Consider the following 23,423-nt stretch of genomic DNA (forward strand, 5'->3'; position numbering starts at 1 on the left):
AGTTACAGCGATCCTTTACAAAAAACTAAGGAATAATTCCAGAAAATGCATTCGAATATTCATCCCATTATTTTGTCTGGTGGAAGCGGTACCCGATTATGGCCACTGTCGCGCGCCAATTACCCAAAACAGTTGCTGCCGCTTGTCAGTAAAGAAACGATGTTGCAAACTACGCTAATTCGGGCAAATACTTTATTGAATGCGCAGGCTCCCATTCTTGTATGCAATTCTGAGCATCGCTTTCTCATCCAAGAACAATGTGAAGCCATCAACATTAAACCTGAGGCGATCTATCTTGAATCAGCCGGTCGCAACACCGCCCCGGCGATTGCACTCGCGGCATTTCATCTTGCCCAGACCGATGAAAACGCCATCATGCTCGTGCTGCCGGCTGATCATGTCATTGATGATCCGATCGCTTTTTCGCAAGCGGTGGAAACTGCAACAATTGCTGCTCGCGAAGACTATCTGGTTACTTTTGGGGTGATGCCTGATGCGCCGGAGACTGGCTATGGTTATATTAAAATGGGTAAAACCATCGCATTTGCCGCAACCACAGCGACATCACTGACAGCCTATCAAGTACAATCTTTTTACGAAAAACCCAGCCTGGAAACTGCTCAAACTTATTTGCAGGAAGGCGGTTATGCCTGGAATAGCGGTATGTTCGTTTTTACAGCCAAGCGTTATTTGGAAGAACTGCAGCGACATAAACCGAATATTTTTGTTGCTGTTCAGGAAGCCTGGCTAAAAAGAACCGTAGATTTGGGTTTTATTCGCCCCGATAAGGATGCTTTTATGGCTTGTCCATCAGATTCCATTGATTATGCCATTATGCAGGTGACTGACCGTGCGGTCGTCGTGCCCGCGCAATTTGGCTGGAGTGATGTGGGATCGTGGGATTCTCTCTGGCAGATTGCGCCCAAGGATGCACAAGGTAATTTTACCAGCGGAGATACGCTGGTTATGGATACGCAGAGAAGTTACATTCGTGCGGAGAATCGCCTGGTTTCCGTGATCGGTCTCGATGATGTCATTGTAGTAGAAACAGCCGATGCCGTGCTGGTGATGCATAAGAGCAAAACTCAGCAACTCAAGACTGCGATACAGCATCTTGGATCCAATGGCCGCAAGGAGCATCTCGAGCATCTGCGCATCCATCGTCCTTGGGGTTGGTATGAAGGCATCGACAAAGGAGAGCGTTTTCAGGTCAAGCGTATCATGGTAAAGCCGGGAGAAAAGCTGTCACTGCAGATGCATCATCATCGGGCGGAACATTGGGTAGTCGTCAGTGGTACCGCCAAAGTGATCGTGGAAGATAAGGAAATGCTGTTTGCAGAAAATCAATCGACTTATATTCCATTGGGTAAGCCTCACCGTCTCGAGAATCCCGGGAAAATTCCGCTGCATTTAATCGAGGTGCAATCGGGCGCGTATCTTGGCGAAGACGATATCGTGAGATTCGAGGATTCTTACGGACGTACCCTATGACGAGACAGCGTATGTCTAAGCATCAATCACCTCAAAGCCTGCGTCGATGATCGCTTCTTTGAGTAGATCAATGCTCGTACTCGCTTGATCGTACTGCACAGTCGCTTGCGGAGGATCGAGAGAAGCATCGACTTGGGTTACGCCGGTCACGTTCTTGAGGACGTTTTTGACGCTGTTGACACAACCCATGCAGGTCATACCTTTGATTTTAATGATTGTTGTTAGCATCGTAGCTGTTTCCTTGATATGATTGTTTAGTGGTTTGCCTGCCAGCGTTTCAATAATAGTGAATTACTGACGACAGATACCGAGCTCATGGCCATGGCAGCACCGGCAATGATAGGACTAAGCATGCCCATGGCCGCCAATGGAATACCCAAGGTATTATAGACAAAAGCAAAGAACAGATTCTGGCGGATTTTTCTGAGAGTGGCACGCGACAGGGAAATGGCATCGGCAACACTCATCAAGTCATTGCGTATCAGCGTAATATCAGCCGCTTCAATGGCAATATCCGAACCGGCGCCAATGGCGAAACTGACATCTGCGGCTGCCAGGGCCGGCGCATCGTTGATGCCATCGCCAATCATGGCAGTAAATTTGCCGCTGGCTTTCAGCTTCATGACTTCAGCAGCTTTATCTTGCGGTAGGACTTCGGCGTGATATTGCGTGATGCCGGTCTGTTTGGCAATCGCTGCGGCAGTCACGGCATTGTCACCGGTTAGCATGACGATTTCAATACCCATCGATTGCAAACGTTCAATGGCTTTGAGAGAAGTATCCCGCAGGCGGTCGGCAATCGCCAGATAACCGAGTATTGCGCGAGCATTATCCGCAGTGGAGGCAATCCCAATCCCGATAACGGTTTTTCCTTCTGCCTGCAAGGCGCTTATTTGCTTTTCATCCACCGCGATACCTTGCTGGGTTAAAAATTTGGGTGAACCCAGCAGATAGTGCGTGTCATTCATGCGGGCTGTAATGCCACTGCCGGTGATGGCAGAAAAATCATGAATGGGCTGAAGTGACAGTTGCATTTTCTGCGCACTATCCAGAACTGCTCGGGCCAGCGGGTGTTCAGATCCTTGTTCCAGGGAAGCTGCGATTTGTAGTAAATCCTGTGTGCTGATGGATCCAATGGGAACAATGTCGGTGACTTCCGGTTTTCCTTCGGTGAGCGTGCCGGTTTTGTCGACAATGACAGTTTGAATTTTCTCGGCATGTTCCAGTGCTGCTGCATTCTTGACCAGTACGCCAACCTGTGCGCCGCGTCCGGTGCCGACCATGATGGCGGTCGGTGTGGCTAATCCCAATGCGCAAGGGCAGGCAATGACCAATACCGCGACAGCGTTGATGAGTGCAGCAACAAAGTCACTCGTAAGCCACCAAGTGATTGCCAATGTCAGAACGCTGATCGCTACAACGATGGGGACAAAAATACCTGAAATAGTGTCTGCCATGCGTTGAATCGGTGCCTTGGAGCCTTGTGCTTCTTCTACCAAGTGAATAATGGCAGCCAATTGAGTATGTGCGCCGACACTGGTTGCGCGGCATTTGAGCAACCCTTGCTGATTCAGCGTGGCGGCGAACACTTTTGCGCCGGCTTGCTTGCTAACTGGTAAGCTCTCACCGGTCAACATCGATTCATTCACACTGGATGTACCTTCAACAACGACACCATCGACCGGCAGATTCTCGCCCGGGCGCACGATGAAAATATCGTTGACTTGCAGGCTGCTGGCTGGCACTTCGATGATTTCTCCGTCACGCTCAATGCGGGCTGTTTTGGGTTGTAGCCTGATCAGCGCTTCAATGGCTTCAGAAGTTTTTCCTTTGGCGCGCGCTTCCATCAATTTGCCCAACAGAACCAGGGTGATAATGGCTGCACTGGCTTCGAAATAGACATGCTGATCCAGTGCCAATGCGGTGACCACGGCACTGAAGAAATAGGCCATGCTGGTACCTAATGCCACCAGTACGTCCATATTCGCTCCGCCACTACGTAGGGCATGCCAGCCCCCGATATAGAAACGCCGACCAATCCAGAATTGTACCGGGGTTGCCAATAGCCATTGCAACCACCGCGGCAGCATGTCCATATCATGACCGGCGAACATGGCGCCCATTTGCAACACCAGCGGCAAGGTGAGGGCGGATGAAATCCAGAACAAGCGTAATTCGGCCTGATAAGCTGCCAAACGACGCGCTTTTTCTTCCGTATGGTTGGATTCGCTGATTTCACTGGCGCCATAGCCTGCATTGATCACCGCTTCGATTAGCTGGTCGACTGTTGTCAAACCCGGTATGAAATTAACTTTAGCCGTTTCGGCTGCCACATTCACGGTGGCTGTAACACCGGGCAATTTATTCAGCGCTTTCTCAATATGTCCGGCGCAGGCCGCGCACGTCATTTTGTGCAATTGCAGTTGTACCGATCGTGGCGCAATATGAAAACCGGCTTTTTCGATGGTACTGATCAGCGTGTCAGTTCTAACCTGGCTGGCATCATAATTGACATGGGCCTTTTCATTGGCAAAATTGACGTTAGCCTGAACACCGGAGAGCTTATTCAGATTCTTTTCGATACGCATTGCGCAGGCAGCGCATGTCATGCCTTCAATCGGTAATTCGATGTGTTTGAGAGATGTTGTATTCATAGGGTGTTCCTCAATCAGTGCGATATCTGCAAATACTTTGCCGTGGCTGGCAGGTTAAGCGCTGAATTTCTGTGTTTATTGACGATCCAGCACCAACACGCCATCAATTAACTGAATTCTGTCGCCTTGCTGAAGATTGGATGCATCGGGAAGCGCAATAATTGCCTGACTACCATCACTCATGGTGATGCCGACTTGATACGGATTACCCGCGTGGCCTGGGTGACCCACATTGCCGCCATAACCACCGGCGATGCCGCCCATCGTGTTTGGATGAATAATGCCCTGCGCGTGCGGCGTTTGGCGAATAACTTCTCGCGCGACCGTCCCGGCCACGACACCGCCTGCTATGGCATTTAAACCAGGGCCTTGCCCAAGTTTATTGACAAAATCGATAATACCGCAGTTGGGGCACCCTGGTGCAGGCAACGGCCTGCGCATGGCGCCGGCATCCGTGCTTTTTATACTGATGCTGTCGCGGGGAGCGGGAATAGCTGTACCGATACGATGAATTTTTCTGGGTTGTCGGCTTAAATCAGATGGATTTTCCGGTAAAGGCCGGGTAGTCAGATTGTGTGGTTCTGAAGGCTGTTGATAGCTTTGCGTGGTATCCGATGATTGCGCGAATGCGCTATGGGCGGCAATTATACTGAAAATAATAGCGACTACGATCACTGGTTTTGCTGGATCAATAACTGAATGGATATTGGGCATCGCTGATTTCCTCGTACATGGATATTCATCAATGAATTGCCTGAGTTAGATTTGGAAGGAACGGGTTGGTTTCATTATAGCGATTTCTATGCGCTTCTGTTGGTTGCCGGTACGAAAGCAATCAATCTGTTTTTGTTGGGGTATCTTTTTGTTCGAGGGAATCTTTCTCGAGGTGTGTTGACGGATCGGATTGAGTTTCCTTGTCGCGTTCTTTGGTCATAAAAGTGGCGATGAGTATGCCAAGTTCATATAGAAGGCATAAAGGTACTGCCAGCATGAATTGTGAGATGACATCGGGGGGCGTGAAAATGGCTGCAATGACAAATGCGCCGACAATGACGTAAGGACGTATTTCCTTGAGCTTCTCAATCGTGATGACGCCTGTTCTGACCAGAACGATGACAAATACCGGCACTTCAAAAGTGACACCAAAAGCCATGAACATGGACAAGACAAAGCTTAGATACTTGCCGATGTCGGTCATGACAGCAACACCTTCCGGTGCAAAATAGGTAATAAACTCAAATACCAGCGGTAGTGCCGCAAAGTAGGCAAATGCCATGCCACAGAAAAATAAGAAACTGCTGCCAAAGACTAGTGGTAGCGCTAAGCGCTTTTCATGAGAGTAGAGTCCGGGTGCTACAAAAGCCCATATTTGATACAAAGTGTGCGGTAATGTAATGACAAACGCCATCATCATGGCCACTTTCATCGGTACAAAAAAAGGTGTCGCAACATCGGTGGCGATCATTTGCCCACCTTGCGGCAGTTTTTCCAGAAGTGGTTGTGCCAGCAGCGTATAGAGTTCACGCGCGTAAAAAGCACAGGGGATAAAACCGAGCATAAGTCCACCTAACGCACGAATTATTCTGGTGCGCAGTTCTACCAAGTGTGATAGGAATGAGCCTTCAAGCATGGCGATCGGTATAGCGATAATGATATGGAATAAACGTCAATCGTCATTAAGATAATAGCAGCCAGGAAGTTGCTGTTATTTCTTTTCCTTATTAAACGTTTCGTGGTGCGGAGACTCAGCGGGATCCGAAGATGGACGGGCTTCTGTGCCAGCTTGCGATGCGGATGGATTCGTCGATGGATCGTTAATATTTTTGGCATCAGTGACCGCGGTTTCCAACTGATTGACGCCTTGCCGTATTGAATCCTCAACCGACTGAACGGTATCTTGTACAGAGGATTGCATTTTTTTCAGTTCCTCCATGCGCATTTCGTTATGAATGTCAGTTTTAACGCTATAAACGAAGCCCCGGCAGCGCCCATATAAATGCCCCAATGTCCGCGCCACGGTAGGCAATCGCTCCGGTCCGATGACGATCAACGCAACGATTGAAATGACCAGTATTTCCATGAAACTGATATCGAACATGTCGTGATTAAACTTTGTTAATGGAACGTTTATTAAGCTCGAATGTGTCGGATCTTAATTTTAGAGAATCTGTGAAATATCTAAATCTTAGTTTGTGTTTTTTCCTTGGCTTCAGTGTCGATGGTTTGACTATTTACGCTGGTCGATTGCACTGTGTTGTTTTCGGTTGCTGTTTTATTCGCTTGCGTAGGCGGCGTGGAGAAACTTGCTGGAGTGCGGTGCTCTTCTCGATTGCTTTCTTTAAAGGCACTTGTCGAAGTTTCCTTCCTTGCTTCAACTTCGATGATCGGGTCGTTGATGCGGGTTGATTGGGATGTGGTATTTTCAGTTTCCGGTTCTTTCATCCCATCCTTAAAGCCTTTAATGGCGTTTCCCAGGTCACCTCCCAGATTACGTAATTTCTTGGTGCCAAATACTAAAACGACAATGACTAATACGATTATCCAATGCCAAATACTGAATGTACCCATTACTTTCTCCTGTTAAATGGAACAGAGTACTAGCCTAGCCTTGATGAATCATTGCAGGAAGGCGTTCCCTGCCACCGATGATATGGAAGTGCAAATGAAGTACTTCCTGCCCACCTACACGCCCGGTATTGATAATCGTGCGAAAACCATCTTCACAGCCTTGCTCTTTTGCTAGGTTAGGCGCTAATAATAGCATTTTACCCAATAAACTCTGATGATTATCTTGAATATCGGTGAGTGAATCAATATGCAACTTGGGAATCAGCAAGAAATGCACAGGTGCGGCGGGATTAATGTCGTTGAAAGCAAGAATGTTTTCATCTTCATAAATTTTATTGCAGGGGATTTCTTTTCTGATTATTTTGCAAAATATACAGTTATCCATAGGTTAGCCTGTTGTTCTCGATGCTTTTTCCTCTATCCCGGAGATACCTTCACGCCTTGCCAGTTCTTGTAATACATCGTCAGGCGTCAATCCATGATAGGCCAATAATACCAAGCAATGAAACCATAAATCAGCAGTTTCGTAGACGACTTGCTCGACATTGCCATCTTTAGACGCCATCAACGTTTCAGCAGATTCTTCTGCAATTTTCTTGAGTATCTTGTCGTGTCCGCCATGAAACAATTTGGCAACGTACGAACTATTCGCATCGGCCAGTTTACGTGCTTCAATGGTTTCTGCCAAGCGGCTGAGAATGTTTAAATCGGTCATTTATTATAAATTTCTTCCGGGTCTTTGATTACGGGAGCCGCAACAATCCATTCATTGCCTTCCAGTTTCTGAAAAAAACAATTATGTCTGCCGGTATGGCAAGCAATACCGCCTATCTGCTCTACGATGAGGAGTAACACATCTTCATCACAGTCAAGGTAAATATCTTTTATTTTCTGGATATGACCGGATTCTTCACCTTTGTGCCACAATTTTTTGCGGGAGCGCGACCAGTATACCGCCTCACGTTTTTCCACAGTTAACTTGAGTGCTTCGCGATTCATCCAAGCAAACATGAGGATTTTGCCACTATCAGCTTCTTGAGCGATTACCGGTATCAAGCCATCTTCAGACCAATTGATTTTGTTAAGCCAAGTATCAGGAGGCATAATTAGGTAATGCGTTCATAACGTTTAAGTGATAAATTTTGCCAACAATTTTAACATTATAATCGCACTTCAATACCATGTTGCGCCATATACTGTTTAGCTTGTTGCACGGTAAATTCACCATAGTGAAAGATGCTGGCTGCTAATACTGCATCCGCGTATCCCTGTAGGATGCCGTCAACCAGATGATCCAGATTGCCAACACCACCACTGGCGATAACCGGTATGTCAATTGCATCGGAAACTGCGCGTGTCAAGGCGATATCAAAACCATTACGCGTACCGTCCCTGTCCATACTGGTGAGTAAAATTTCACCAGCTCCTAAGGCTTGCATTTTTTTTGCCCATTCGATCGCATCAATACCCGTGGCTTTACGTCCACCATGCGTAAAAACTTCCCAGCGCGGTAGGCCATCGGGTGAATTCACCTGTTTTGTGTCAATTGCCACCACAATGCATTGAGAACCATAGTGATCCGATGCATCGGCTACCAGTTGCGGATTCAGAACTGCGGATGTGTTGATACTGACTTTGTCAGCACCGGCATTGAGTAAGCGACGAACATCGTCGACTTGACGCACACCACCCCCTACGGTCAAGGGAATAAATACCTGGGCAGCGACATCTTCAATGATATGCAGAATGAGATCGCGATTATCAGAACTGGCTGTGATGTCCAGGAAAGTGAGTTCATCCGCGCCTTGCTCATCATAACGGCGAGAAATTTCCACCGGATCGCCGGCGTCACGCAGCTCAACAAAATTAACGCCTTTAACAACACGTCCATTGGTGACGTCCAAACATGGAATGATTCGTTTAGCGAGGCTCATCAGATTTTAAAGCCGATTGTGAAAATAAAGGAAAGATAATGAATTGTGAGTTTGCAGTCGTAGCGTCTGTATTATGAGAGACCGCTCTCTTTGCTGAGTTTGTCGGCCAATATCTGAGCCTCTTTAAAATCCAGAGAACCTTCATAGATCGCGCGTCCGGTGATGGCGCCCATGATACCTTCCGATTCAATTTCACACAGTTTATGAACATCATCAATATTGGTGATGCCGCCGCTGGCGATGACCGGTATCGTGAGTTCTCTGGCCAATTCAACGGTCGCCTTGATGTTGACGCCATTGAGCATGCCATCCCTGCCAATATCCGTGTAGATAATGGCTTCTACGCCGTAGCCTTCAAATTTTCTGGCGAGATCAACGACGTCATGTCCGGTGATTTTTGACCAGCCATCAACGGCTACCTTGCCATCTCTCGCATCCAATCCAACCATGATCTGACCTGGAAAAGCATTACAGGCATCTTGCAAGAAACCAGGTATTTTAATGGCTGCGGTACCAATAATGATGTAGGTTATGCCATCATCCAGATAACGCTCGATGGTATCGAGATCGCGAATGCCCCCACCTAATTGAATTGGAATTTGATCATCAATGGCCGATACAATATCACGTATCGCCGCTTCATTTCTTGGTTTGCCGGCAAATGCACCGTTTAAATCGACAAGATGAAGTCTACGTGCGCCTTGACTTAACCAATGTGCCGCCATCTCAGCAGGCGCTTTGGAAAATACCGTGGCATCTTCCATAACGCCTTGTTTGAGTCGAACACAATGTCCATCTTTAAGATCTATTGCAGGAATAATCAGCATGGCTCAATCAGAATTAATAGTTGATTAATAGAGTTGGTTTATTACTTCTTGGCGTTAGAAATGTGGTGTCCATTTGGCAAAATTACTCAATAGTGTCAATCCTGCTAATTGGCTTTTCTCGGGATGAAACTGTACTGCGAAAATATTATCCTTTGCAACGGCACAAGTAAATGGAAAAGGATAATTGCTATGTGCAGCAATGGATACGGCGTCAGTTGTCTCAACATAATAGCTATGCACAAAATAAAAACGTGCATCGGCTGCAATACCTTCCCATAAAGGGTGCTTAATAGCTTGATAAACTTGATTCCAGCCCATATGGGGTACTTTAAGTTTATGTCCATCCGCTGTTTTCATGGCTGCAGCAGGGAAGTGTACAACCTTGCCAGGCAGAATGTTTAAACCTTTGACATTTCCTTCTTCACTTTCTTCGAACAACATTTGCAGACCGAGACAGATGCCAAGAAATGGTTTGTTCGCAGCCGCCTCCATGACGGCTTCACGTAATCCGCGGGTCTCAAGCTCATGCATACAATTACGCATGGCACCTTGTCCGGGTACTACGACCCGTTGCGCTTTTCGCACGATATCCGGGTCGCTGGTAACTGCAGTCGAGACGGTCGGTGCAACATGTTCAAGCGCTTTATGTACGGAACGCAAATTTCCCATTCCATAATCAACAATTGCGATATCAGTCATACGATGATGTTTATGAACAAGGTTACTTATAAAGTGCCTTTGGTGGATGGAATAATACCGACTGCGCCAGGATCATGTTCAATCGCCACACGCAATGCCCGCCCAAATGCTTTGAATATGGTTTCAGCCTGATGGTGTGCATTTTTTCCCGATAGGTTGTCAATATGCAGGGTTACCAGGGCGTGATTGATAAATCCCTGGAAAAATTCATGGATAAGATCGACATCAAAATCACCAATGCGTGCTCGTATAAAGTCGACATTGAATACCAGGCCCGGGCGCCCGGATAAATCGATGACGACGCGTGACAACGCTTCATCAAGGGGCACATAGGCATGACCATAGCGGCGTAATCCTTTCTTATCGCCCACTGCCTGAGTAAAAGCTTGCCCCAGTGTGATGCCGATATCTTCAACGGTGTGGTGTGCGTCAATATGCAAATCGCCCTTGGCAGTAATGCCAAGATCAATCATGCCATGGCGGGCAATCTGATCGAGCATATGATCCAGAAAAGGAACCCCTGAATTTAAGGCAGACTTGCCTGTTCCATCTAAATTCAGATTGATGCTGATTTGAGTTTCCAGCGTATTTCTTGTTACCTGTGCTTGGCGCATAGAATAAAGTTTTTGATTAATACGGGGATTTCGAGTGAGTTTTAAACTGTTTCACTAAGTATGGCGTGCAATGTTGCGCAAAACTGTGCGTTTTCATCCGGTGTACCTACTGTTACACGTAGACAATTGTCTAATAATGGGTGCGTACCATCAAGATTTTTTATGAGTATTTTCCGTTGCTTAAGTGCCTGAAAGATTTGGCTGGCCGCATGGATGCGAAACAGAATAAAATTGGCATCTGAAGGAAACACTTCTATGCCGCTGATTGTACCAAGATATGCACTCATTTTGGTACGTTCTGATTTGATAGCTTCTGCTTGTTCCAATAACACATGCGTATGATGCAATACCTTTTCTGCGATTAATTGCGTCATTATGCCAACATTATAAGGTAAACGCATCTTTTCAAACTGCACTAACCATTCGCGCCGACCCACCAATAAACCCAATCGTAAGCCCGCTAATCCTAATTTGGATAGTGTGCGCATTAATAACAGATTGGGGTATTGCGTTAGTCTATCCATTAAACTGGCATCAGCAAAAGCATGATAGGCTTCATCGATAACGACTATACCGGAAGCCGCCTGAATGATGCGCACAATGGCATCGGCATTAAATAAATTTCCCGTCGGATTATTGGGATAAGCCAAGAAAATAACGGCTGGTTTGTGTTTCACAATGGCAGCTAACATGGCTTCCGGATCGAGCGTGAAGTCTTTTTTTAACGGTACGCCGACATATTGGATATTTGCGAATGTGGCAATCATCCGGAACATGACAAATGCGGGCTCAACGCTCATCAGTACTGCATTCGGTTTGGCAATCGCCATAGCAATGATTTGAATAATCTCATCCGATCCATTGCCAAGCAGAATATCCATATCGTCAGAAATAGCCAGCGCCTGACGCAATGTTGCCTTGAGTGAAATGGCACTGGCATCAGGATACCGATTGACGGGCGCATGCATCGTCAATTGCGCAATTTCATCACGCAAAACGGGTGGCAGCGGATATGGATTTTCCATGGCATCCAGCTTGATCATACCCGTAGCGGGTGGTACATGATAAGCCGAGAGCGCGAGAATTTCCGGGCGGATAATTTGATCTGGATTATGAAAATTAGACATACTTGTTTATTTTAACCCAACACAGGCTTAAAGTTGAGAGCGGTGATTCAATTTTATTGAATTATTTACAGTAAGCGGCTTATATCCCCGCTCCTGAATCCGATCAATGATTCCGAAAAATTCTTTCCAAAGGTGATTACTTTAAATAATTCGCCCATTTCAGCCGGGCTGACCAGTTTTTGCAATTGATTGGCTTGTATTAGGTAGTTATTCGTGTCATCTACAGATGTTTGTGCCAGAATTTCAGTGACGCCGCAATTAATCAAGAAATGCGCCTGTGTAGTGTAACCCGCCAACAGCAATCCGGCATCTTGCGCAGTTTGAGTCATTGCACTGAAATCAACGTGACTGGTGATATCCTGCAGGCCAGGCAAGTAGAATGGATCATGATGCGCATAATGGCGGTAATGGCACATCAGCGTACCTTGATTGCGCTGCGGGTGATAATATTCGCTGCGGCCAAAGCCGTAATCGATCAATAAAATAATCCCTTGACGCAAGATGCTTGCCAGACTGCGCATGAAGTAAGTGGCAGCGAGATTGATTTCACTGACATAGGGGTGAATCAAGTCGTTATTGGGATTTATCAGCGGTATTAATTGGCTGGCGCTATCATGCAGCGCTGCATTGTGGACGGGGCGATCTTGCCACGCGAATTGGTCGTTCTGCCAAATGACGCCGCGCTCAAACAGCGCATTGTTATGCCATGTCACGATATGGACCGGCATGGCATCGAGTACTTCATTGGCAAGAATGACGCCATCAAATTGGCTAGGCAATTGCTCTAGCCATTCCAGCAAATATATAAGATGCGGCGCCTTGCTGGCAAACAGCATGTGTTGCCGCTGGCGTAGTTCGGCGCTGACTTCAAGAATGAAATATTTATTCGGCAAAGCATCTGATTTTTCCAGTTCAAGCAGCAGGTCTAATGCCAGTTTGCCCGATCCGGCGCCAAATTCAAGAATATCCGCTCGGTTAATTTGCCGGGAAATCTGTAGCACTTGTTGTGCCAGCGTGCGGGCAAATAACGGAGAAATTTCCGGTGCGGTGACAAAATCGCCTGCACTGCCCAATTTGGTTGCTCCGCTGGTGTAATACCCCATTCCTGGCGCATACAACGCCAAATTCATGAACTGCTCGAATGCAATCCAACCGCCTGCAGCGTGAATCCGATCCCGGATCAGTGTTTGTAGGGAATGACTATGTGCCAGCGCAGATTCACTGGCGGGTGGTAGGGATACAGGTAAAGACATAAAATAAGAATGTTTATGGTAAATTGCAAATGGCTGCTGTCAGTCAGGCCGTAGTGTAGCAGCACTCAGTGTTTTGAAGGAGGTGTATGTGCAGGGGAAAGTGATCTTGATTACTGGCGGGGCAAAGCGAGTGGGGGCTGCCATTTGTCGCAGGTTGCACGCGCAAGGCGCAAATATGATCGTGCATTATCGTTCTTCATTGGATGAAGCGAGTGCTTTGCAAAATGAACTGAATCAAAAACGTCCTGATTCAGTGGCATTGGTGCAAGCGGATTTGTTAGATACGGAATTGCTGTCTGATTTGGTCGAGAAAGCAGCGAAACGTTTTGGACAACTGGATGTATTGATCAATAATGCTTCCAGCTTTTTTCCAACGCCACTTGATCAATGTACGCTGGAAGACTGGGCTGATCTGGCTGGCAGTAATTTGCAGGCGCCGCTGTTTTTATCCCAGGCAGCAGCACCTTATCTGAAACATCAACGTGGTTGCATTATTAACATTGTCGATATTCATACCGAACGACCCTTAAAAAATTACGTCATCTACAATGCCGCCAAAGGCGGATTATTATCGCTGACCAAGTCGCTGGCCGTGGAAATGGCGCCGGAAGTGCGTGTCAATGGCGTTTCGCCGGGGCCTATTTTATGGCCGGAAGATGGGGAATGGGCTGATGAAGCGGCGCGCCAGCAGATTATTGCCAGTACCTTGCTCAAACGTTGCGGCGAACCGGATGATATCGCTAAAACCGTGCAGTTTCTGATTGCCGATGCGCCTTATATCACCGGACAGATCATTGCGGTGGATGGCGGACGCAGTATCCATCTATGATTATGTGTCGGTATCCTGATTCATTATTCACCAAATGCATTTTTGATCCATTCAATTTTCTTACCATCTGCGCCTGTCAGCAGTAACGCATCAAAACGGCAGGGCGGTTCGCTGTTGAGTTCGGATAGATAATGCCGCGCGGTGTGCAATAGTTTAGCCTGTTTGGCTGACGTGATACTGGCGGCGGCACCGCCAAAAAATTCATTTGCGCGCATGCGCACTTCAACGAATACCAGCGTGGCTCCGTCACGCATGATCAGATCAATTTCTCCAAAGCGGCAACGGTAGTTTTTTGTCACTAGAATCAGGCGCTGGCTTTGCAGGTATGATACGGCTATTTGCTCGGCATCACTGCCCTTCATGGGAGGTGTTATTTTGCTGTAGGTTGATGAGTTGCGCTTTACCTTGTTCGAACTGGGCAGCGACAGGTTCACGGATAAATTGATTGGGCGGTACAAAACGGATGTAGCCGGTCACACCGTCAAAAGCGATGTCATAGACAGACTGAGGTTGCAACAGATGGGTCATCAAACGAAAAGCATCGATGCCCAAAGCATAGAGGCGTTTCATGTCGGTACTGCGGGTTTTGTCGGTGTGGCGATAAGCCATGACAGCAGGATGATCGGGTTGTAATAACCATGGCATATCGACAAACTGAATGCCATTCAGATCATTGTTCAGCAGAAAGTTATCGTCACCTGTGAAAACTTGCGAGGTGGCATACACGGGAACATCGGGATCAAGATATGCGCGTAGTGTGCGTGATTTTGCGGCATCCAAGGCAAGGAAAATCAAGTGATCCTGGCCGGTTGTCAGGCTACGAAGCTGTTGGAGTTTGGCTGGATCTTCCATATAGCGCAATAATTCAACGGTCTTTCCACTTTCACTTTGCCAGTGTTCCGTAAAAGCAGCCTGTAAGCGTTTGGATAACGCGCCATCATCGCTAATGATAATGGCACGATTTTTACCACTAGTTAGGGCCAATTTTGCGATTTGACTGGCTTCCGTTTCCATTTGCAAGCCAAACAAATACAGCTTGGACGGTAAAGTCACTGAATTATCAACGGTATTTAATGCCAGTGTAGGTACCTCCAGAATTTTACTGGATGCCATGGCCGAAACACCATCCCGGGTGAGCGGTCCGACGACGAATACAGCGCCGGCAGCCACTGCCTGCTGATAGGTAATGAAAATATCCAGTGGATCGTCTGTCGTGGCATATAATCGGATGACGAATGGCAAGGGTTGTTCGCGCATGGTAGCAGTAACAAACCCTTCTTTGACGATATTGGCGGCTTCTCCAAATGAGGGTGATTCTAGCGGTAAAAGTAGTGCAATATGATGCACCAGTTGGGGTTCTGACACATTCTCCCACTGCAAACGCACTATTGGATCAGTGGCCATTGCCACTGGGCTGACAGATAGCGAAATGACTGCCAGAGCAATTATAAAAAAACGTTGCATAGTGAGGATTATGCTGGAAAAAAACGCATTATATGTGGTTGCTACACCAATAGGAAATTTAAACGATATTAGCTTGCGTGCATTAGACATATTGGCAAAAGTTGATGTGGTTGCAGCTGAACATGTACAGAATTCCAAACATTTGTTGGCGATGCATGCCATCACAGCAAAATTGATCAGCTTGCATCAGCACAATGAAACGGCCGTCGCGGACAAAATATTAGCACTATTGGATGCTGGAAAAAGCGTCGCACTGGTGACGGATGCGGGTACTCCCGGTATTTCTGATCCCGGTGCGATTCTGGTTAAGCGCGTGCGGGAACAAGGCTTTTCCGTCATTCCGATTCCTGGCGCCAACGCAGCTATTTGTGCGATGTCAGCGGCCGGAATCGTGCATCCGCATTTTCTATTTTATGGTTTTCTCCCTAACAGAACCGGGTTGCGCAAACGTGAATTAACAACGTTAAAATCGCAACCATGTACGTTGATATTTTACGAAGCGCCGCATCGGATTCTGGAATGTGTGGCTGATATGGTGGATATTTTTGGCCCACAACGCCAAATGACCATTGCCCGGGAATTGACCAAATTATTCGAGACCATTCATAACGGGACATTGGAAGCGGTATATGCCTGGCTACAGGCAGATGCCAATCAGCAGAAAGGTGAATTTGTTTTGATGTTGTCGGGCGCAGAAATCCTGGATAAAGCCGAGATCGGTGAGCAGGCCCGACATACATTGCAATGTCTGCTGGCCGAATTGCCATTAAAGCAGGCAGTTAAACTGACCACGGAAATTACCGGTGAAAATAAGAATGCGCTGTACCAACTTGCGCTGGCATTGAAACAACCGAAATAGCATGCTGACTGAGATATAATGCCGCCATTTCAACATATTCCGGGTTAATCGTGGACAGTATAACCATCACCCGCCCTGACGACTGGCACCTGCATGTGCGCGATGGCGCGCAGCTGCATGCCGTGTTGCCGCATAGCGCTAAGCAATTTGCGCGTGCCATCATCATGCCGAACCTTAAACCGCCGGTAGTGACAACTGATATGGCGCTGGCGTATTGCGCACGCATACTGGCGGCTTTGCCGGCAACGCTGCAATCCGGCTTTGAGCCATTGATGACGCTCTATCTGACGGATAATACGCCCCCCGCGGAAATCATCCGGGCTAAAGCGAGCGGGGTGGTGCACGGTGTGAAATTATATCCGGCGGGTGCGACGACCAACTCAGATGCCGGGGTGACCGATATCACTCGATGTTATGCCACCTTGGAAGCCATGGAACAAATTAATCTGCCATTGTTGGTACATGGTGAAGTGACGGATCCTGATGTGGATGTATTTGATAAAGAGAAAGTTTTCATCGACCGGATACTTGCGCCACTGACGCAGCGTTTCCCAAATTTACGCATCGTATTTGAACATGTCACTACCCGTGATGCGGTGGCGTTTGTCAAACAAGCATCCCATCATGTAGCAGCCACGATTACGGCGCATCACCTGCTGCTGAATCGTAATGCAATCTTTCAAGGCGGCATCCGGCCACATTATTTTTGTCTGCCGGTATTGAAGCGTGAAATACACCGGCAGGCTTTGCTGACAGCGGCGACCAGTGGCGACCCCAAATTTTTTCTGGGTACCGACAGCGCACCGCATTCGCAAGCCAATAAAGAAAATGCCTGTGGTTGCGCAGGGATTTTTACCGCGCATGCAGCGATTGAATTATATGCGACAGCATTTGAACAGGCCGGTGCGCTGGAAAAGCTGGAAGCTTTCGCCAGTTTTCATGGTGCGGATTTCTATCAACTGCCGCGCAATAAAGATGTTATTACGCTGAAAAAAGATCATTGGGTTGTGCCGGAACACTTCGAGTTTGCGCGAGAAAAGCTGATACCACTTTATGCGAATACCCGTTTGACTTGGAAGTTGGCGTGACGTCGGGAAATACGCTTGAATCAGTGCAAGTAAGTGAATTTACCAGTGCTTCAATGCCCGATTCCAAAGATAGAGCAGGCGTGCAAATCCGTTATAAGCGATACGTGCAAGCGGCCTGATAATCGGCAGTTGAAATAGCTGTGCCAACCAGCGCTGACCGGGTGTTCGTTGCCAAAGCGCAATGAATGCATCGATACCGACATTGAGTTCGCTGCTGTCATTTTTGACGTGTAAGCGTTCGCGAACCTGCTCGAGCGAATTGTTTACTTCTGCAGCCGCTGCCGGGTTGCTGTGCACATCCACCCATTCAATATCATTAACGCCGCATTTCTCCATACGCTGGCGCTGATCTTTGATTCCCGCATTGCAAACCGGGCAAGCGCTGTTGTAATAGACTTTAGTGGGCATTGACGATCCGGGCTTAATAAAACGACGGCATCGACATTCCCATCCACAACATGATCAGAACAATCATTGTGATACCTATCCCGATGGTTCCAATCATCATGCCGATCAGTATCGTGACGCCATCTCTGTTGAGAAGCCCCAGCGACATGATCAATATCCCGCAGCCTGGCGGAAAATTGGTCAAAGGCAGCGGCAGCGATATGGAAAGCGCAAAAACAAAGGAAAAAATACCGATGATTCTTTCCCACGTATGCACACTGATATAAGTCATGCGCGGTTGCATGCGATTTTCAAGCTTCTTGAGCCAAGGATTTGCCTTGGCTACTATTTTCTCCAGATGGGCGCGTTGAATACATTTTTTTTCAATCCAGGCGGGCAGCCACGGTGCCCGCATGCCGAGAACCATTTGTATCGAGAAAATGAATAAGGGGATAGAAAACAGTGTGGTATAGCCTGGCGGAACAGGTACCGGCAGACAAATCGGCAGCGCGGCAATCGCCATTAAGATGCCGAAGCCACGTTCATGCAGCGCATTCTTGATTTCACCGACCGACATGGCCTCTTTTTTATTTTCTACCACGACAATGGCCAGAAAATCGGAAGTGGGGCGTTCTTTCTCTTTGATTGTCATGAGTTACTCCTTTTTCTACCGTGAATATGACTCAATACATAAAATCCAAGTAGACAGACTATTCATATCGTAATGCATCAACCGGTTTCAGCGAAGCGGCCTTCTTGGCGGGATAAAAGCCAAAGAATATGCCAACCGCTGAAGAAAACAAAAAAGCCAAGCCAATCATGCCCAGCGTAATGACAATCAGCATGTCAGCGAATTGACTGACTAGCCAGGCACCGCCAATACCCAATAATAAACCGATCAACCCACCCATGATGCAGATCATCATTGCTTCCAGCAGGAATTGCGTCAAAATTGCACGCTGATTGGCGCCAATGGCCATACGGATGCCAATTTCACGCGTGCGTTCAGTGACAGAAACCAACATGATGTTCATGATGCCAATTCCGCCCACCAATAAAGAAACTGAGGCAATCGCGCCTAATACAATTGACATGATTTTTGCCGCATCGGTTGCAACATCCGCAATAGCCGTTAGATTGCGCACCGTAAAATCATTTTCCTTGCCTTTTGCGATACGGTGACGCTGGCGTAGTAATTGGGTGATTTCTATTTCAGCGATATCCATATCATCCGCTGATTTCCCTTGTACCAGCATATATCGGATGGAACCGGGAAACTGATTACCGGTAATCTGCCGTTCGCTGGTTGTGATCGGTATGAAAACCGCGTCATCCTGATCACGCCCCGTCAAACTCTGGCCTTTGGCCATCAGTACACCGGCCACCATAAAAGGGCGATTGGTAATGCGGATGGTTTTTCCAACCGGATCTTCATCACCGAACAGATTTTTCGCTGTGACAGAACCTAAAACAGCCAGGCGGGCAGCCGAGCGCAGATCGGATTCTGTAAAAACCGTGCCCGATTCGATTTTCCAGTTACCGACTGCAAAATAATTCGGTGTGGTGCCTGTGATGATGGTGCTCCAATTCTTGGCGGCGTAATTGAGCTGTACGGTTCCGCTAGTAATCGGTGCAGTGGCGCTGATGGACGATAATTCTGCAATGGCATAGGCATCATTGATGGTCAAGGTTCTGACGCTGCCACTGCCGAAACTGAATCCACCGGAAGAAGTGGCGCCCGGGACTACGATAAATAGATTGCTACCCATGGCTGCGATGGTTTCATTGATTTTGGTTCGCGCGCCTTGACCAATCGATAACATGAGCACCACAGCGGCTACGCCAATGATCATGCCCAGCATGGTTAATCCGCTGCGTAGCCGATTTTGGCGCAGGGCGCGCAATGCTTCACCGATAATGGCAAACAAGTTCATGGCGTCAACAGGAGCGGGTCATGAACAGAATATAATTCTGAATGATCATTAAACCAACTGAAATCATGTGACTTCATGCAAAGTTGTCGCAACCGTGTTGTTTTTGTCAACAATGATGTGCCCGTCCTTTAAGCGAATTAAGCGTTTTGCGTGCGCCGCGATATCGTCTTCATGCGTTACCAGCACGATGGTGATGCCCTGGTCACGATTGAGTTGCTCAAACAACAGCATAATTTCACTGCTGGTTTGTGTATCGAGATTGCCTGTCGGTTCATCGGCCAGAATCAACTGCGGATGATTGATCAGTGCGCGACTGATGGCGACACGTTGTTGCTGACCGCCGGAAAGCTGGTTGGGCTGGTGCATGGCAAAGTTTTCCAAGCCGGTGCGGCGCAGAAATTCTAACGCTTGCTTACGGCTATTGGCACGGTTGACCCCCGCGTACAGCAGTGGTGTTGCCACGTTATCCAAAGCCGTCATGCGCTTGAGCAAATTAAATCCCTGAAATACGAAACCGATGTTTTGATTGCGAACGTGCGCCAATTCATTACTGGAAAGTGCGGCCACATTTCTTCCGGATAACCAATATGAACCGCTGGTCGGTGTATCCAAACAACCCAGTATATTCATCAGCGTGGATTTTCCCGAGCCGGAATGTCCCATAATGGCGACGAATTCGCCCCGATTGATGGTCAAATTGATGTCGAATAAAACCTGGGTGGTGATGGTTTTGCCGTCAGCATCTTGCAAACCGTAACTCTTGCAAAGATTTTCTATGTGAATGAGTGGATCGGCAGAATGCGTGGCCTGAATCGACGACATCAGAATACTCTTAACTTAAATTTGCTTTCGGCTTCTTTTTTATCGACCACTTCGCTGATGATCACTTTATCGCCTATCTGTATTTCACCGTCGATGATTTCGGTGAAATTGCCGTCGGTGATTCCTGCAGTGACATGAACAGGTGCGGGTTGATCTTCTGACAACAGGTACAGCACAGATTGATTCGTCGGTTTGCTGGGTTTGCCGCCTTCGCTGGGTTCCGTGTTCTTGGGCTGGAAACGTAAAGCGGCGTTAGGCACACGCAAGACATCGTTTTTTTGCGTGACCACAAAATGGATATTCGCCGTCATGCCAGGTAATAATGCACCATCATCGTTATTAACCAGTGCGACAACATTATACGTGACGACATTTTCCAGAATGGTCGGATTCAGGCGGATCTGTCCGACTGTGCCGGTAAATTTGCGTTGCTGGAAGGCATCGACCGTGAAATTGATCAACTGGCTGATGTGTAACTGGCCGATATCGGCCTCCGCCACACTGATGTTGACTTGCATTTGCCGCAGATCCTTGGCAATTTGAAATAGTATCGGTGTTTGGAAATTGGCCGCCACCGTTTGACCGATATCGACATCGCGTGCAATGACGACGCCCGATATCGGCGAGCGGATCACACTGTAATTCAGATTGGCCTGGTCGCGATCCACTTGGGCCTTGCTGACAGCCAATTGCGCGCGAGCTGCTTCGGTTTCCTGTTCAATAGCCTGTAACGCTTCGAGCGAAACAAAATCTTGTTCTTTGAGTAGCCGATGGCGTTTCAGCTTGCTCTCGGCAATTCTTAAGGTGACCTGCGCATTGAGAAGATTCGCTTTGGATTGCTGTAATTGCGCGCGCAGTAAAGCCGGATCCAGTTCCGCCAATATTTGTCCGATTTTCACCTCATCGTTATAATCCGCATGCAATTTAGCTACGGTACCCGAAACTTGCGTGCCGACGTTGACCAGTACAACGGGGGTAAGGGTGCCGTTGGCAGAGATAGTTTGTATGATGTCGCCACGCTCAATACTGCGGGTTTTATATTGACTGGTTTTAGATTCTTTCTGTCCACCGCTGTACCAGTAGGCGGCAGTGGCAGCAATCATAATTAAAACAATGACGATTTGTTTGGTGCTGACAGTAAACATTTGCGGTACTTGATTGGATTCAATTGTGGATAAACAGTTAGCAAAAAACTAATACTCACGGAGCATGGCGGATTCATCACAGGCGGGATTCTTCCAAAGTGCTTTATTTTTGTTCTTTTTCTTCTTCCGCTTTGAGCGCCTGCACCTGTTTCAAGCGTGCTTCAACGCTCGATAACTGATAAAAATTCCCATTGCTGCTTTTCAGTGCGGTTTGCAACTGATCGATAGCGCCTGCGTAGTGTCCTTTCAGCATGTACGATTCGGCCAGTGCGCGGTGCTCGAGCATTCTATCACCTAATAAGGCGTAGCATTGGGCCTGTAGATTAAACAACTGAACATCATTTTGAATGAGTTGCAATTGTTTGTTGATAAATTCCAGCGCTGTTTCAGTTTGCTTGTTCTGGATTAAAGCCTGGGCATAGCCATGCATCAACGCACGGTGTTGCGGATAGACCTTTAATGCATTTTTATATGTGTTGAACGCTTCAGTGATCTGCCCATTTGCCAGTTTCACACTGGCCGAAAGTGTCTCAATCATGGCGCCGGCGATGATGTTTTTATACTCGACACGCACGGTTTTTCCTAATACATGGTCGGTCAGAACAGGTGTGGAAGGATTAACCTGTAGCAATTGATATAAATGAGCCAATTCGATACCGGCCTGTTTGGTTTTTTTGTCACGTAACAGCGCATGGGTATAGCCATAGCGTTCAACCACCTCATTGCTATAACGTTTCTCATCCAAACGTGTTTTGAACTGCACGACTGCGTCATGCGGTTTTCCTTGTAAGGTGCGCAACTTGGCACGTACCAGTAAAAAATCGATGCTATCCGGAACCTGGCGGTACGGCATTTCGCGGGTGCGATTTTGGATGTCGGCGATACGTTCATAAGTAATCGGGTGGGTACGCAGATAGGATGGTGCGCCGTTTTCATGAAACCGCCCGGCACGTTGCAAGCGCTCAAAAAAAACGGACATGCCTTGCGGATCAAATCCGGCATCCAGCAAGATATTCAAACCGATACGGTCGGCTTCCCTTTCATGTTTGCGGGTAAAGTCCAGTTTTGATTGAATCATACTGGCCTGGGAAGCAACGAGTACCGCTTGACTGGCTTGCGAATTGGCGCGCGACGCAATGATGGCCACCGCCACTGCAGCGATTGATTTAACCCAGTCGTATTTTTGCGAAGCAATCATGCGCGCCAGGTGTTTTTGTGTCACATGCGCGATTTCATGCGACATCACCGCAGCTAATTCGGATTCACTTTGTGCGGCGACGATGAGCCCGCTATTGAATCCCATGAATCCGCCCGGCAAAGCGAATGCATTGATGGACGGATCCTGCACGGCAAAAAATTCAAATGACTGACCGGCACTGGCTTCATCGGAATTGGCGATCAACTTATGCCCGAGATTACTCAAGTAACTGGCTATCTCAGGATCATCCAAATAACTGGGATCGGCACGAATCTGACGCATGATCTGCAACCCGATTTGCCGTTCCTGATGCGGTGTAATGGTCGCTTGCGACACGTCCCCCAGATCGGGTAACTCATGCGCAAAACCGCTTGCCGGAAACAGGAGTGATAACGCAATGATCAGGCAGATCAATTTCATGACGGGTATCGGGAACGAATTTTTATCAACACGGGTAATTTCCGGATTGGATTGGCTGATTGCGCGATGGTTTCTTGTGGATTGTAAATTGTATGTTTTTTTGCGCTGAT

Annotated in this window: 26 protein-coding genes and 1 pseudogene; 4 read left to right on the forward strand and 23 right to left on the reverse strand. The window is 47.6% G+C overall.

The annotated features are described in order from the left end of the window. Nucleotides 1–45: 45 nt before the first annotated feature. A complete protein-coding gene (locus tag Q0K92_RS00590; RefSeq protein WP_297323856.1) occupies nucleotides 46–1,491 on the forward strand; it encodes a mannose-1-phosphate guanylyltransferase/mannose-6-phosphate isomerase in 1,446 nt (481 codons plus the stop codon). 15 nt (nucleotides 1,492–1,506) lie between these two features. On the opposite strand, the gene Q0K92_RS00595 is transcribed toward Q0K92_RS00590, so the two are convergent. The 15 genes and pseudogenes from Q0K92_RS00595 to Q0K92_RS00665 form a co-directional block, all read right to left on the reverse strand. Beyond that, entirely contained in the window at nucleotides 1,507–1,719 is a 213-nt protein-coding gene (locus tag Q0K92_RS00595; RefSeq protein WP_297323857.1) for a heavy-metal-associated domain-containing protein, read from the reverse strand. 26 nt (nucleotides 1,720–1,745) lie between these two features. Beyond that, complete coding sequence (locus tag Q0K92_RS00600) at nucleotides 1,746–4,145, reverse strand: heavy metal translocating P-type ATPase (RefSeq protein ID WP_297323858.1); 2,400 nt, start codon at nucleotides 4,143–4,145, stop codon at nucleotides 1,746–1,748. Nucleotides 4,146–4,220: 75 nt separating this feature from the next. Continuing rightward, a complete protein-coding gene (locus Q0K92_RS00605) occupies nucleotides 4,221–4,859 on the reverse strand; it encodes a hypothetical protein (protein ID WP_297323859.1) in 639 nt (212 codons plus the stop codon). 121 nt (nucleotides 4,860–4,980) lie between these two features. Further along, complete coding sequence (gene tatC / locus Q0K92_RS00610; RefSeq protein ID WP_297323860.1) at nucleotides 4,981–5,775, reverse strand: twin-arginine translocase subunit TatC; 795 nt, start codon at nucleotides 5,773–5,775, stop codon at nucleotides 4,981–4,983. Nucleotides 5,776–5,850: 75 nt separating this feature from the next. Then, a complete protein-coding gene (gene tatB / locus Q0K92_RS00615) occupies nucleotides 5,851–6,243 on the reverse strand; it encodes a Sec-independent protein translocase protein TatB (protein ID WP_297323861.1) in 393 nt (130 codons plus the stop codon). 257 nt (nucleotides 6,244–6,500) lie between these two features. Next, nucleotides 6,501–6,713, reverse strand: a pseudogene (tatA, locus tag Q0K92_RS00620) (Sec-independent protein translocase subunit TatA); the annotation flags it as partial. Nucleotides 6,714–6,747: 34 nt separating this feature from the next. Next, nucleotides 6,748–7,098 (reverse strand): histidine triad nucleotide-binding protein, encoded by a 351-nt coding sequence (locus Q0K92_RS00625; RefSeq protein WP_297323862.1) that lies wholly within the window; start codon nucleotides 7,096–7,098, stop codon nucleotides 6,748–6,750. A gap of 3 nt (nucleotides 7,099–7,101) precedes the next feature. Further along, a complete protein-coding gene (locus tag Q0K92_RS00630) occupies nucleotides 7,102–7,428 on the reverse strand; it encodes a phosphoribosyl-ATP diphosphatase (RefSeq protein ID WP_297323863.1) in 327 nt (108 codons plus the stop codon). Then, the gene (gene hisI, locus Q0K92_RS00635) at nucleotides 7,425–7,817 is read right to left on the reverse strand and encodes a phosphoribosyl-AMP cyclohydrolase (protein ID WP_297323864.1); all 393 of its coding nucleotides are present in this window, start codon (nucleotides 7,815–7,817) and stop codon (nucleotides 7,425–7,427) included. Before hisI ends, Q0K92_RS00630 begins: the two co-directional genes overlap by 4 nt. Nucleotides 7,818–7,873: 56 nt before the next feature. After that, nucleotides 7,874–8,647, reverse strand: a complete 774-nt coding sequence (hisF, locus tag Q0K92_RS00640; protein WP_297323865.1) for an imidazole glycerol phosphate synthase subunit HisF — start codon at nucleotides 8,645–8,647, stop codon at nucleotides 7,874–7,876. A 71-nt stretch (nucleotides 8,648–8,718) separates the two neighbouring features. Continuing rightward, on the reverse strand, nucleotides 8,719–9,474 hold the full coding sequence (gene hisA / locus Q0K92_RS00645; protein ID WP_297323866.1) for a 1-(5-phosphoribosyl)-5-[(5-phosphoribosylamino)methylideneamino]imidazole-4-carboxamide isomerase: 756 nt from the start codon (nucleotides 9,472–9,474) through the stop codon (nucleotides 8,719–8,721). A gap of 54 nt (nucleotides 9,475–9,528) precedes the next feature. Then, nucleotides 9,529–10,173: an imidazole glycerol phosphate synthase subunit HisH gene (gene hisH / locus Q0K92_RS00650; protein WP_297323867.1), complete on the reverse strand. Its 645-nt coding sequence runs from the start codon at nucleotides 10,171–10,173 to the stop codon at nucleotides 9,529–9,531. Nucleotides 10,174–10,199: 26 nt separating this feature from the next. Then, nucleotides 10,200–10,787: an imidazoleglycerol-phosphate dehydratase HisB gene (gene hisB / locus Q0K92_RS00655; RefSeq protein WP_297323868.1), complete on the reverse strand. Its 588-nt coding sequence runs from the start codon at nucleotides 10,785–10,787 to the stop codon at nucleotides 10,200–10,202. 41 nt (nucleotides 10,788–10,828) lie between these two features. Continuing rightward, the gene (hisC, locus tag Q0K92_RS00660) at nucleotides 10,829–11,914 is read right to left on the reverse strand and encodes a histidinol-phosphate transaminase (RefSeq protein ID WP_297323869.1); all 1,086 of its coding nucleotides are present in this window, start codon (nucleotides 11,912–11,914) and stop codon (nucleotides 10,829–10,831) included. Nucleotides 11,915–11,979: 65 nt separating this feature from the next. Beyond that, nucleotides 11,980–13,167 carry an SAM-dependent methyltransferase gene (locus Q0K92_RS00665; protein WP_297323870.1) on the reverse strand — a complete coding sequence of 396 codons (1,188 nt, stop codon included), beginning with the start codon at nucleotides 13,165–13,167 and terminating at the stop codon, nucleotides 11,980–11,982. A gap of 88 nt (nucleotides 13,168–13,255) precedes the next feature. On the opposite strand from Q0K92_RS00665, the gene Q0K92_RS00670 reads away from it, so the two are divergent. Next, nucleotides 13,256–13,996, forward strand: a complete 741-nt coding sequence (locus Q0K92_RS00670) for a pteridine reductase (protein ID WP_297323871.1) — start codon at nucleotides 13,256–13,258, stop codon at nucleotides 13,994–13,996. A gap of 23 nt (nucleotides 13,997–14,019) precedes the next feature. On the opposite strand, the gene Q0K92_RS00675 is transcribed toward Q0K92_RS00670, so the two are convergent. Next, complete coding sequence (locus tag Q0K92_RS00675) at nucleotides 14,020–14,358, reverse strand: YraN family protein (protein ID WP_297323872.1); 339 nt, start codon at nucleotides 14,356–14,358, stop codon at nucleotides 14,020–14,022. Then, nucleotides 14,345–15,460: a penicillin-binding protein activator gene (locus Q0K92_RS00680; protein WP_297323873.1), complete on the reverse strand. Its 1,116-nt coding sequence runs from the start codon at nucleotides 15,458–15,460 to the stop codon at nucleotides 14,345–14,347. The genes Q0K92_RS00675 and Q0K92_RS00680 overlap by 14 nt, the downstream gene beginning before the upstream one ends. Before the next feature lie 10 nt (nucleotides 15,461–15,470). On the opposite strand from Q0K92_RS00680, the gene rsmI reads away from it, so the two are divergent. After that, entirely contained in the window at nucleotides 15,471–16,319 is an 849-nt protein-coding gene (gene rsmI, locus Q0K92_RS00685; RefSeq protein WP_297323874.1) for a 16S rRNA (cytidine(1402)-2'-O)-methyltransferase, read from the forward strand. Between the two features lie 50 nt (nucleotides 16,320–16,369). After that, nucleotides 16,370–17,407 (forward strand): dihydroorotase, encoded by a 1,038-nt coding sequence (pyrC, locus tag Q0K92_RS00690; protein WP_297323875.1) that lies wholly within the window; start codon nucleotides 16,370–16,372, stop codon nucleotides 17,405–17,407. Between the two features lie 39 nt (nucleotides 17,408–17,446). On the opposite strand, the gene Q0K92_RS00695 is transcribed toward pyrC, so the two are convergent. The 6 genes from Q0K92_RS00695 to Q0K92_RS00720 form a co-directional block, all read right to left on the reverse strand. Continuing rightward, entirely contained in the window at nucleotides 17,447–17,815 is a 369-nt protein-coding gene (locus Q0K92_RS00695; RefSeq protein WP_297323876.1) for a DUF393 domain-containing protein, read from the reverse strand. Between the two features lie 13 nt (nucleotides 17,816–17,828). Further along, entirely contained in the window at nucleotides 17,829–18,446 is a 618-nt protein-coding gene (locus Q0K92_RS00700) for an exopolysaccharide biosynthesis protein (RefSeq protein WP_297323877.1), read from the reverse strand. A gap of 58 nt (nucleotides 18,447–18,504) precedes the next feature. Further along, nucleotides 18,505–19,728, reverse strand: coding sequence for an ABC transporter permease (locus tag Q0K92_RS00705; protein ID WP_297323878.1), 1,224 nt, complete (start codon nucleotides 19,726–19,728; stop codon nucleotides 18,505–18,507). A 63-nt stretch (nucleotides 19,729–19,791) separates the two neighbouring features. Beyond that, nucleotides 19,792–20,550 (reverse strand): ABC transporter ATP-binding protein, encoded by a 759-nt coding sequence (locus Q0K92_RS00710; RefSeq protein WP_297323879.1) that lies wholly within the window; start codon nucleotides 20,548–20,550, stop codon nucleotides 19,792–19,794. After that, nucleotides 20,550–21,695, reverse strand: a complete 1,146-nt coding sequence (locus tag Q0K92_RS00715; RefSeq protein WP_297323880.1) for an efflux RND transporter periplasmic adaptor subunit — start codon at nucleotides 21,693–21,695, stop codon at nucleotides 20,550–20,552. The genes Q0K92_RS00710 and Q0K92_RS00715 overlap by 1 nt, the downstream gene beginning before the upstream one ends. Before the next feature lie 103 nt (nucleotides 21,696–21,798). After that, nucleotides 21,799–23,313 (reverse strand): M48 family metalloprotease, encoded by a 1,515-nt coding sequence (locus Q0K92_RS00720; protein ID WP_297323881.1) that lies wholly within the window; start codon nucleotides 23,311–23,313, stop codon nucleotides 21,799–21,801. Between the last annotated feature and the right edge of the window lie 110 nt (nucleotides 23,314–23,423).

It is taken from the genome of Nitrosomonas sp. (assembly GCF_024282095.1).
Taxonomy (GTDB): Bacteria; Pseudomonadota; Gammaproteobacteria; order Burkholderiales; family Nitrosomonadaceae; genus Nitrosomonas.